11 protein-coding genes are annotated in these 11743 nt (G+C 26.2%); all 11 read right to left on the reverse strand.

Going from position 1 to position 11743, the window contains the following annotated elements; all coding sequences use genetic code 11:
• Positions 1 to 44: 44 nt before the first annotated feature.
• A complete protein-coding gene (gene rfbB / locus QK892_RS06005) occupies positions 45 to 1100 on the reverse strand; it encodes a dTDP-glucose 4,6-dehydratase (protein ID WP_317272629.1) in 1056 nt (351 codons plus the stop codon).
• Positions 1101 to 1180: 80 nt separating this feature from the next.
• Positions 1181 to 2077, reverse strand: a complete 897-nt coding sequence (gene rfbD, locus QK892_RS06010; RefSeq protein ID WP_317272630.1) for a dTDP-4-dehydrorhamnose reductase — start codon at positions 2075 to 2077, stop codon at positions 1181 to 1183.
• Positions 2078 to 2210: 133 nt separating this feature from the next.
• Positions 2211 to 2777, reverse strand: a complete 567-nt coding sequence (gene rfbC / locus QK892_RS06015) for a dTDP-4-dehydrorhamnose 3,5-epimerase (RefSeq protein ID WP_317272631.1) — start codon at positions 2775 to 2777, stop codon at positions 2211 to 2213.
• 16 nt (positions 2778 to 2793) lie between these two features.
• Positions 2794 to 3678: a glucose-1-phosphate thymidylyltransferase RfbA gene (rfbA, locus tag QK892_RS06020; RefSeq protein ID WP_317272632.1), complete on the reverse strand. Its 885-nt coding sequence runs from the start codon at positions 3676 to 3678 to the stop codon at positions 2794 to 2796.
• Positions 3675 to 4508 carry a glycosyltransferase gene (locus QK892_RS06025; protein ID WP_317272633.1) on the reverse strand — a complete coding sequence of 278 codons (834 nt, stop codon included), beginning with the start codon at positions 4506 to 4508 and terminating at the stop codon, positions 3675 to 3677. Before QK892_RS06025 ends, rfbA begins: the two co-directional genes overlap by 4 nt.
• 323 nt (positions 4509 to 4831) lie before the next feature.
• A complete protein-coding gene (locus QK892_RS06030) occupies positions 4832 to 6160 on the reverse strand; it encodes a lipopolysaccharide biosynthesis protein (protein WP_317272634.1) in 1329 nt (442 codons plus the stop codon).
• Entirely contained in the window at positions 6135 to 7247 is a 1113-nt protein-coding gene (locus tag QK892_RS06035) for a glycosyltransferase family 4 protein (RefSeq protein WP_317272635.1), read from the reverse strand. Before QK892_RS06035 ends, QK892_RS06030 begins: the two co-directional genes overlap by 26 nt.
• Positions 7248 to 7256: 9 nt before the next feature.
• Positions 7257 to 8168, reverse strand: a complete 912-nt coding sequence (locus QK892_RS06040) for a glycosyltransferase family 2 protein (RefSeq protein ID WP_317272636.1) — start codon at positions 8166 to 8168, stop codon at positions 7257 to 7259.
• A 32-nt stretch (positions 8169 to 8200) separates the two neighbouring features.
• Positions 8201 to 9325 carry a glycosyltransferase gene (locus QK892_RS06045; RefSeq protein WP_317272637.1) on the reverse strand — a complete coding sequence of 375 codons (1125 nt, stop codon included), beginning with the start codon at positions 9323 to 9325 and terminating at the stop codon, positions 8201 to 8203.
• Complete coding sequence (locus QK892_RS06050; RefSeq protein ID WP_317272638.1) at positions 9318 to 10790, reverse strand: O-antigen ligase family protein; 1473 nt, start codon at positions 10788 to 10790, stop codon at positions 9318 to 9320. Before QK892_RS06050 ends, QK892_RS06045 begins: the two co-directional genes overlap by 8 nt.
• Positions 10791 to 10792: 2 nt before the next feature.
• Positions 10793 to 11737 carry a glycosyltransferase family 2 protein gene (locus tag QK892_RS06055; RefSeq protein ID WP_317272639.1) on the reverse strand — a complete coding sequence of 315 codons (945 nt, stop codon included), beginning with the start codon at positions 11735 to 11737 and terminating at the stop codon, positions 10793 to 10795.
• Positions 11738 to 11743: the final 6 nt, after the last annotated feature.

Consider the following 11743-nt stretch of genomic DNA (forward strand, 5'->3'; position numbering starts at 1 on the left):
AAACAAATACTTTTTTTAAATATTTGTTTTAATATAAATTAATACTAATTAACAGAATACATTTTTTCGTAATACTTTTGATAATCCCCGGATGTTATATTCTTCATCCATTCCTTATTATCTAAGTACCATTTAATAGTCTTAATTATTCCAACTTCAAATGTAGTTTCTGGATACCATCCTAACTCTTCTTTTATCTTCGTTGGATCTATTCCATATCTTCTATCATGACCTTTTCTATCTTCAACAAACCTTTTTATACTTTCTGTTACTCTACTATCTACATTTTCATTAATATATTTAATAACAGTATCTACTATTTGAATATTAGTTCTTTCATTATGTCCACCAACATTATAAACTTCACCAACTCTTCCATTATTAATAACCATATCAATTGCCTTAGCATGATCTTCTACATATAACCAATCTCTTATATTTAATCCATCACCATAGATAGGTAAATCTTTTAATTGAATACAGTTATTAATTAAAAGTGGTATTAATTTTTCTGGGAATTGGAATGGTCCATAATTGTTAGAACATCTTGTTATGTTAACCGGCATTTTATAAGTGTCTCCATATGCCTTAACCATCATATCAGATCCAGCTTTACTTGCTGAATATGGACTATGTGGATCTAGTGGAGTAGTTTCCATAAAGTATCCTGTTTCACCTAAAGATCCATAAACTTCATCTGTTGAAACATGTAAGAACTTAACTCCAGTTTTCCATCCATTTTCAGTCTCCCATGCATTTTTGGCACAGTTTAATAAGTTTACTGTTCCCATTACATTAGTCTTAGCAAATACTTCTGGTTCTTTTATACTTCTATCAACATGAGATTCAGCTGCAAAGTGAGCTACATAATCTATTTCATATTTTTCAAATAATGATGATACTAATTCTGCATTACATATATCTCCTTGAACAAATATATGTCTTGAATCATTTTCAATACTCTTTAAATTTTCTAAGTTACCTGCATAAGTTAATTTATCTAAGTTTATAATTCTTATATCTTCATATTTATTAAGCATATATAATACAAAGTTTGAGCCTATAAACCCAGCTCCACCAGTTACTAAATAAATTTTCATTAATAATTCTCCCCTTACAGTTAAATTTGATTAAGAAGCAAAACTTTATCTTTAGAAACTCTTTAGAGTTTCTTAATTTATTATGCATTAGATAAGTTTTGAAAAAAACTTTTAAGTGCTTCTTTCCAATCTCTCATTTCATCACCAACAGTACATCTAAGCATCATATTATCTAAAGATGAATACTCAGGTCTCTTAGCTGAATTTGGATACATATTCTTATATTCTTCTGAAGTACATGGATTTACTTTGCAATCTTTTTCTGAAAGCTTCATTATTTCTGTTGCAAAGTCATACCAGCTACATTCCCCTTGTCCTGTACAATGATATACTCCATACTCTTCAGTTTCTATAAGTTTTAATATGTGATATGCTAAATCATTAGCATTTGTTGGATTTCCAAGTTGATCATTTACTACACTTAAAGATTCCTTTTGAGCGCCTAAATTCATCATAGTATAAACAAAGTTCTTACCAACATATCCATAAAGCCATGCTGTTCTTACTATATAATATTTTGAAGAAAACTCTCTAACATATTCTTCACCCTTTAGCTTAGTTTTGCCATAAACACTATAAGGTGCTGTTAAATCAAATTCAGTTAAAGGTGCTTCACCAACTCCACTAAAAACATAATCAGTTGAAACTTGAACTAACTTTGCTCCTATTTCTTCACATACCATTGCTAAATTTCTTGGTCCAATGGCATTTATTTTAAAAGCTAAATCTTGATTACTTTCACAACCATCTACATTAGTTGCTGCAGCACAATTTATTACAACATCTGGATTAATTTCATTTAGAACCTTTTTAACATCTGATAATTTAATTATATCTAATTCTTCTACATCTAAAGCAAACACTTCTAAATTCTTAATATTTTCACTAACTTTTCCTATTTCTGCTTCACCAATTTTAATTATTTTTTGAAGTTCATTTCCTAATTGTCCTTTGGAACCCGTTATCAATATTCTCATAATTCTAACTCCTCTTTAATGAAACCCCTATCAATAAATCATAGGAGTAAATACATATATAGATTGCACAATAATAAATATAAAATTTTGATTGTCAGTCAATTTTAAATAACTAAATCAAATATTTTGCTCCTTACTTATATTCAAAAGGTAAATCTAATTCTTTTAAAGTCTTTTGTTTCTTATCCTTTTCTGATAAAAGAATTTCTTCAATTCCATCCAATGGCCATTCGATTCCCACTTCTGGATCATTCCAAAGGAGTCCACTATCATATTCTGGTGCATAGAAATCTGTACACTTATAATTGAATGTGGCTGTATCTGAAACAACTAAAAACCCATGAGCAAATCCTTCTGGAACATAAAATTGCTTTTTATTTTCTGAAGTTAATAAAACACCTTCCCACATTCCAAAAGTAGGTGAGCCCTTTCTTAAGTCTACAGCAACATCATAAACCACGCCTTCAGTTACTCTAACTAACTTTCCTTGAGTATGCTTAGTTTGAAAATGCATTCCTCTCAAAACACCTTTTTTAGACTTTGATTCATTATCTTGAACAAATCCCATTGTCAATCCAGCTTCAACAAAATCATTTTTGTTGTAACTTTCCATAAAGTAACCTCTCTTATCTCCAAAAACCTTAGGCTCTATTATGTATAAATCTTTAATTTTTGTTTCTATAAAATTGAAATTTCCCATAAATACCTCTCCTAATTTACCTTCTCTTAGATTCTAATTCTTCAACTACATCTACTAAATATTTTCCATATCCAGTTTTCATTAAAGGTTCCGCCAGTTTCTTAACTTCTTCTGCACTTATCCAACCTTTTCTATAAGATATTTCTTCCAAGCAAGCTATATAAGTTCCTTGTGTATTTTGAACAGCCTCTACAAAATTAGATGCTTGCAACATTGAACCATGAGTTCCTGTATCAAGCCAGGCCATTCCCCTACCTAATAAATTTACCTTTAAATTTCCCTCTTTCATATACACTTTATTTAAATCAGTAATTTCAATTTCACCCCTAGTTGATGGTTCTAATACCTTAGCTTTTTTCACTACAGAATTATCATAGAAATAAAGTCCTGGAATAGCATATTTAGATTTTGGGTTTTCAGGCTTTTCTTCTAAAGAAATAACTTTATTATTTTCATCAAACTCAACAACTCCAAATGATCTTGGGTCTTGTACATAATATCCAAATATCATAGCACCTTTTTCTATAGATGAAGCTTCCTTTAAATGATTAGAAAAACTTTGACCATAGAATATGTTATCGCCTAAAATCATAGCAATATTATCATCCCCAATAAAATCTTCACCAATTATAAAAGCTTCCGCCAATCCATTTGGATGTTCTTGAATGGCATATTCAATTTTCAATCCTAATTCTGACCCATCATTAAATAATTCTTTAAAATTAATTATATCTCTTGGTGTAGATATAATTAATATTTCTCTAATCCCTGCTAACATAAGCACAGACATTGGATAATAAATCATGGGTTTATCATAAATTGGCACCATTTGTTTTGACGTTGCTTTTGTTACAGGATACAATCTGGTTCCTGACCCACCAGCTAAAACTATTCCCTTCATATAATACCTCTTTCTTTAAATAATTTTCTTTTAATTTTTCTTAATCTATTAATTAATTTTCTTAATACATCCATTTTATTGTTAAAAGGAGAATCAACTATTTTAGGCCTTTCATAATAAAACACCTCTGGATATTTAAAATCAGAGGAAAACCTATAATCATAATCAGCAAATATTTTTTTTCTACGATAGCCTATCTTTAAATCTCCTGTAACTGTTGATGATCTTTTTATTAAAGATGTATGTAAATACTGATTCTTCATAACTCCTATACTCCAGCTACCTTCTTGAACTGGAATATTTAAATAGTCATAATATCCTTCAACACCATATTCTCCAGCACATTTTATACCTTTAATCTGCATGGAGTACACTCTAATAGTTATACTACCACATACTTCTTTTATCTTATATGTCTCTCTATTAAAGTCCCTATAATGATATATGTCACCAGCAACATTAATGAATTTTGTTGCTATTAAATCGAATTCTTCAGTTCTTGTTAACTGAAGAAGTTCTTTCATGGATTCTTCAAACCATATCTCATCGCCATCGACAACCATAAAATATTTAGTTTCTGTCATATCAATTTGTTCTTGCCTTAATTTATAAAAATTACCTTTTGAAACTTCACCTTTTTCTTCAAAATGAATTTTATTTTTATAAATCTCATTGATAAGAAAGTTTTTGATTATTTCTACAGTCTTATCCTCAGATCCAGTATCAAATATAATAATCTTATCAACATAATTTATTATAGACATAATACTAAACCAAATCCATTTATCTTCATTTCTAACTATCATATGTGCAGTGATTTTACTTTCCATAACTTCTCCTCTCCAATATTAATTAAAGTTATTAAATCCTTATCTTTTCTTGAAGTGATAAATTATATTTTTTAATTCCCCCAGCTTATGAACCACATACAACTGAATGATCCAATATTTCTTTTGTAATAGCTGTATTTAATCCAATAACACAATCCTTTCCTGTTATTACTCCCCAAAATAGTTGCACTTATCGCTGAATTTCTACGTATTAAAATATTTTCTCCAAGTAGATTTTTTTCCTTTTTAATATATATTTATTGCACTACAGATTTTGTTTTTAAAAGTCTAACTTCAAACATCTAAATAAAAATTTTCAATTATTAGATCTCTCTAATTAGTTTTTTTTCATAATACTTATATGATAAATAACTTATAATAAATCCTATTATCTGAGCAATTAAATATGTTATTGCAGCTCCTATAGCTCCATATATAGGTAATAAATATAAATTGCCTATAAAAGTTGCAATTAGACCTAACCCCGAAGCAATTACAAAAACATGCGGTTTATTTAAAGAATATAATACGGCATTAAATGGCATAGTACATATAAAGAATACTAATGACATTAAAATAATCTGTAGTGGAATTATCGAATCAATATACTTATCACCAAAGATAATTATTATAGGGTATCTACATATTAATATTGAAATGATAATTAAAACACTCAATCCTATACTTATTTTTCTTACCTTCGCAAACTTATCTTTCAATTCTTCTTTTGTTAATATTGTTGCAAAAACAGGATTAATCACTTGGCCTGCTGAATTAAAAATCATAAAAAATGGCTTAGATAATTTCATTCCAATATCATAATATGCTACTTGAACAGTTGTAGTAAGATTTGCAAGCATTAAAATATCTAATCTTGATTGTAAAATAGATAAAATAGACCATAGCACCATCCATCTACTATAATTCGTAAATCTATTATTTACTTCTCTTTCAACCTTCTTTTTAATAAAAATAGATTTTAAATCAAATTTTATCAACTTTAAGGAATATAACATTGATAAGAAGTAGTTTATAACATTTACAATTACTACATTCATTACAGTAAATTTATTAAATACAAATAACAAAACTATCATTATAAATAATAAAGAGTTAAAACAGATCATTGATTTAAAATAGTTCTTATATTCTTGTCTTCCTTGTAAAACTGAATTATTAAGGGAATATACCAATGCAAATATTATTGCAATTGAAGAAATAATTATATACATATAATAACTGGAGCTATCCAAAAACATTAATGCTATTAGTGGAGAAAATATCGAAATACTTATACATGTAATTATAGAATTTCTTATTTTTCTTTTAACTACTAAATCTATTAATTTTTCTTCTCTTTCTAATTCTCCTTTTGCATTATATTCAGCTGAAAATCTAATTACGGCACCATTCATTCCCATATCAGATAAATCAATTGCTAGACTTAAAATCATAGCAACTATTGAATATACACCATATGTCTCAACGTCCCATATTCTTGCTGCAATAGTAACAAAAATCATAGATTCTATTTGAGAGATTATATTAGCAAATAATACGTAAGAAATATTCTTGAAAATTTTATTAAAAATATTATATTTTATATTTTGATATTCTTGTTTTACTCTATTTACTACTTTTCGAATTTCCATTTAAAATCTCCTCAATTACCTCTTTATAACTAATAATAATATTATCCCAATTAAAAATCTTAGCTCTTTCAAGCGGCAAATTTCCCCACTCATTATTTATTGCTTTAATGATAGCATTAGAATATTCATTAGAATTTTCACAATTACAATATAACCCTGCTTCACCTATTATTTCCCTTCTTGTATCATCATCTGGTGCCACAATTGGTAAATTACTAGCCATAGCTTCTAAATATACAATCCCAAAAGGCTCATCCAACGATGGTAAAACAAACAGATTTGCTTCTCTATAGATATTATTTATTTGATCATATGGAACTTTAATTAAATCAAATCTATCACCTAATTTTTTTAATCCGTACTCACCAATTTTTTTCTTCAATTCACCATCTCCAACTATTTTTAACTTATATGATGAATCAAGATTTGATAAAGCATCTATAGTTAGTTCATGTCTCTTAAATTCTGTTAATGCACCAACTGATAAAATAACTTTCTCTTTTGATAAGCTTTCATTTTCTATTAAAAATTTATTAATATCAATTCCATTATAAATTTTCGCAACATTTCCAGAATATTTTTTTGCCCATTCTAGATGTTTGTTTGTTAACGCTATATATATATTGGGATTTGTTTTTAATATAAGCCTTTCTCCTGTACCTATACCACCATGCCCAGTATAAATATATGGAATTCCTTTATACTCCCTTAATTTATTTGAAAATTTAGCTCCCCATATCCCATTATTAGGGAAAATAATATCATATTCATTATTTAATATATACTTTTTAAAAACCACTTTAGTAAATTTTTTTTGAAATGCTACATCAGGTATTAAATAATATATTTTATCAGCCATTTTTTTATATAAAAAATTTTTTTTATATAAAAATCTATTAATTTTCAATATCATATCTTCTTTAACTTTAACAGTATTAATATTTTGCTCTATTTCATGACAACTATTAAGTGAAAATACGTCTATGTCATAATGTTTTTTCATTCTTTTTACAAATTCTATTACAAATGTTTCTGCTCCTCTATTAACTTCACCTACATATGTAGCTAAAATAGCTATTTTCTTCATATCCCTCTCCTATTTCTTCTTTATATAAGCAAACTTATACCTTTTATTTATTCTATTAAAAAAACCATCTAAATAATTTCTTACTGTGTCTAAACCTTCTTCTTTCATTATCACTCTTTTTATACTTCTTAATATAATAAAAATATAAAAATATATTATTTCTAATAAGCTTCCGTTTCTTTTAACAAAAATAACTAAATTTCTTTCCATAAAATATTTACTAAGCCCACCAATTTTATTTATTGAATTTGATCCTTTGTGATAAATTACTGATTTTGTGCTGCACACAATGTCTCTTCCAGCTTTTTTAATTTTATAACACCACTCAGTTTCTTCAAAAAACAAGAAATAATTTTCAGGCATATACCCATAACTATTTATAGTATCTCCACTAAACAACATACATGCTCCGCCAACATAATCGCATTTTATATTCTCTCTATTAATGTTTTTTAATTTAACTCCTGTATTTATAGGAGGAACTTGGCCCTTTTTGATAATTATATTAGCACCTGTTGATTGAATATATTCCTTATCATAATATTCACAAATCGCTGGCCCAATAATTGATATATTATCATCCTTCTCATATTCATCTACTAATATATCTAGAAACCCTTTATCTACAACTACATCATTATTCATTATACAAACATATTCAGCCCCATTGTCTAACGCATTTTTTATACCTATATTATTTCCTGCTGCGTAGCCATAATTTTTATCTAATTCTAATATCCTAACATTATCACACCAACATTTTTTTTTAAAATTAATTATAGAATCATCAGTTGATTTATTGTCAACTATAATTATTTCAAAGTTTTCATAAGAAATATTTAATAGACTATCCACGCATTCTATAGTATCTAAATATCCATTATAATTTAATATTAGAATTATAACTTTTGATTTTTTCATTTCTTCTCCTTATTTAATTTATAAAACTTAATTTAAGTGGTTATATATTCGTAGAATTCATCTACTCTTTTTGACCAACTATTTTTCTTTGCGTAATCAATTTTATAATCTATGCTACATTCTTCCTTTAATAATTTTTTAAGTTTTTCTTCAAACTCCACTTCATTTTTATAAAGTTCAATATAATTGGAAAACTTTTCAGTTTCATCATATCTAATAGATAGTACTTTTTTTCCCATAGATAGATATTCATATATTTTTACTGGATTTACTGATTTTATTAACTCATTTAGCTTAAATGGCATTATAGCAATATCTATACTTGCTAATACTTTAGGTACTTCATCATAAGGAATACTTCCTACAATTTCAACATTTTTTAAGTTACTTATTTTTTCTATATCGACACCTTTTTCAATTGGCCCAATAATATAAAAATATATAGTAGGGTTTCTTAATGATACATTTCTTATTAAATCAAAATCAAACCATTCACTTATAGCTCCAATATACGCAATTTTATTCATTTTATCTCCATCAATTACGGTAGATTTTCCCACTTTATTTATATCAAATGTTTTTATATCTACTCCGTTATTAATTACTTTTATTGCTTTCTTATGTGAATATTTATTATATAGTTTGTTTTTTAACTTATCACTACTACATACTATTTTACCCGAAATATCATATAATTTACTTTCATACACTAATAACTCTTTTCTATCATAATAATTAAACTCTTCATAATTATCCATACAGTCATATACTATTGTTTTATTTTTTAATAACTTTTCCGGAAAATATTTCAATTGCATAGGGTGTGTAAAAATTATTATATCAAAATTATTTTTATCTTCTAATTTTTCTATCCTTTTAGATAATAGCTTATCATTTATATTCTCTATAAATTTATATTTTCTATGAAAAGGAATTACTTTTTTTCGGAATATGGACAAAGTTCCCTTGTCTATTATCGACTTACTAGTTTCCCTTTTAGAAGAATCATTTAAAACTACAGTGTTTGGGTTTCTTTTCCAAGCTTGCATGCAAAAATATACTACTTTATTATCCTTAGATAAAAATTCAACAAAATGATGTGGTCTTTGTTTTATCCAAAACCAATCTACCAAAGATATATATAAAATTTTATTCATAAAATCCACTCTTTTCTATCTTTCTATTATAAAAACCAATGATCAACCCTACTATTGAAAAAAATAAATATGCCACCTCTAGTTCTTGAATTGTAGGTAAAAACATATATGAAACATATATTTCCACAAACATTATAAGCACAAGCTTGTCAATAGATGTTTTAATGATTTTACTTCTACAAATTTTAATTATTATATATGCTAAAATAATTAAACTTATAATATATATTGCTAATCCGAGGAAACCCAAATCAAATCCAACTATAAAATAAGAATTTTCTGCATGCAGAGCATTATTTATAAATTGTAGAGACTTTTGTCCTGACATTCCCACACCTACTCCAAAAGGATATTTTTTCATTACTTCAATTGCATATACCGTAGAATCTATATGCCCTAATGCAGATGTATCCCTTAATGTAATAGTTCTAAATATATGGTTAATGAACATATTATCAATCTTGTCAACTAATAAAAAAGATAGCACTACAACTAATATAGATACAATAATTATACTAATAGTAAAAACTACTTTAACTTTTTTATTTAATTCAATGAAAACAAAAATAATAAATCCTATAGCAAAAGCAACATAAGCACTACGTGAATAGCTTAATACTAGAGCTATAAAAACTATAAGAAAATATATAATGCTACGTGTACTATCTTTATTATTCTTAACATCATTATATATTTTATAAACGAAAAATATTGCAAACATAGCTGCTATTAGCCCAAAGGTATTTGGGCTCGCGAAAGTAGAAACAACTCTTTGTCTCCCAAAATATCCACTAATATAATAACTACTACTTAAAACTCCATTTACTCCATATCCTAACTTTAATAAAAATTTATCACCTAAAAATACTGCTTGAAATATTCCCCATATACTTAAATATACAAACGCTGTTGATATTCTATTAATAAATAGATATATATCTTTTTCAGAAGCTTTATTAAGCATAAATATCAATAACACAATGTATCCAATTATATAATTTCTCATTCCATAAATGGCTATAAATAAAGATTCAGACTTATTTATTGTTATTAGCATAGAAATAATAAATAATAATATACTTACTCCCAAAAATATAATATCTCTATTTTTTTTCATATCTATTTTTAATATATCTGTGAATCTTTTTTTTATTAACAATATATAGATTGATTCTATAATAATTATTTCTTTCCAAAACTTTAATAATGTCATTGTTATTTCCTTAAGATTAAATATGTATGTGAGAATATTGTCTAATATGAAGAACTGGCAGAAAATCAGTACTATAGTATAAGCCCAGACCTTAAAAAAATCCTTCTTTAACCACTTGTATGATTGTACCAATAATAAGAAATATATGGATAATATTGAAATATCAGGAATCATAAATAAAGTTAATATAATTAAAGCTATTATAATAAAACTAACGTATATTTTATTTTGAAAAATCTTTTCTTTAAACAAATCTACTTCTCCTTTTTGTTAAAATATCCAACCTTACCTTTTATACATCTTTTATAGTCCCTTATAGCTAAAATGATACTTTTTGCCATTTCTTTATTCAATATAGACCATTTTATTATTCTTATTATAAAAAATATATATAAATTAATCATAATCTTTGGATTTAACTTCTTACATGAATATAATAAATTTCTACTATAATAATAATTTGACATTGGAGAAATTTTACCTTGAGTAGCAGATTCTTTATGATATATCTTCCCAATAACATTGAATGGTAACTCATTTTTATTACTCTTTATAAAATCAAGTTTATATTTATAAAAGTATTCTAAATCCTCTGAGTTCAAGAAATATTCTTCCTCCATCAACCCATATTTTGAAATAAATTTATTATCAATTAAATATGATACTCCACCTAAATAATCAATTCTTTCTTTCTTATTGGAAAAATATGGTTTGAAATTGAACTTACTTATCTCAAGTCCACCAGCCATTTGCATAATATCTTTTTGATCATAATAGAAAACAAAATTTCCTACCGGTCTTCTATATTTATCATTTTCAATACATTCTACCATTAAATTTAATGTGTCTTTTTCAACTACAGTATCATTATTTATAACCCAGTACAAATCATACTTTTTTGTATCTATTGCTTTCATTATTGCAATGTTATTTCCAGCTGCATAACCATTATTTTCTTTCGCTTTTATTACAATAATTCGAGATTCTAAATCAACTTCCTGATTTTCTTCAATTATTGTATGTTCTTTACATATCTCTTTTAAATGTGCACATATTTTTTCTAAAGAATCATTTCTCGACTCATTATCAACTAAAAACATATCATAATTTTTATAATCTTGTTTTATGATACTATCTATACAATTATTCGTATATTCCCATGTATTATAATTTAATATTATTATTGCTACCCTACTCACTATTCT

Source organism: Clostridium lamae (genome assembly GCF_033043255.1).
Classification (GTDB): Bacteria; Bacillota; Clostridia; order Clostridiales; family Clostridiaceae; genus Clostridium; species Clostridium lamae.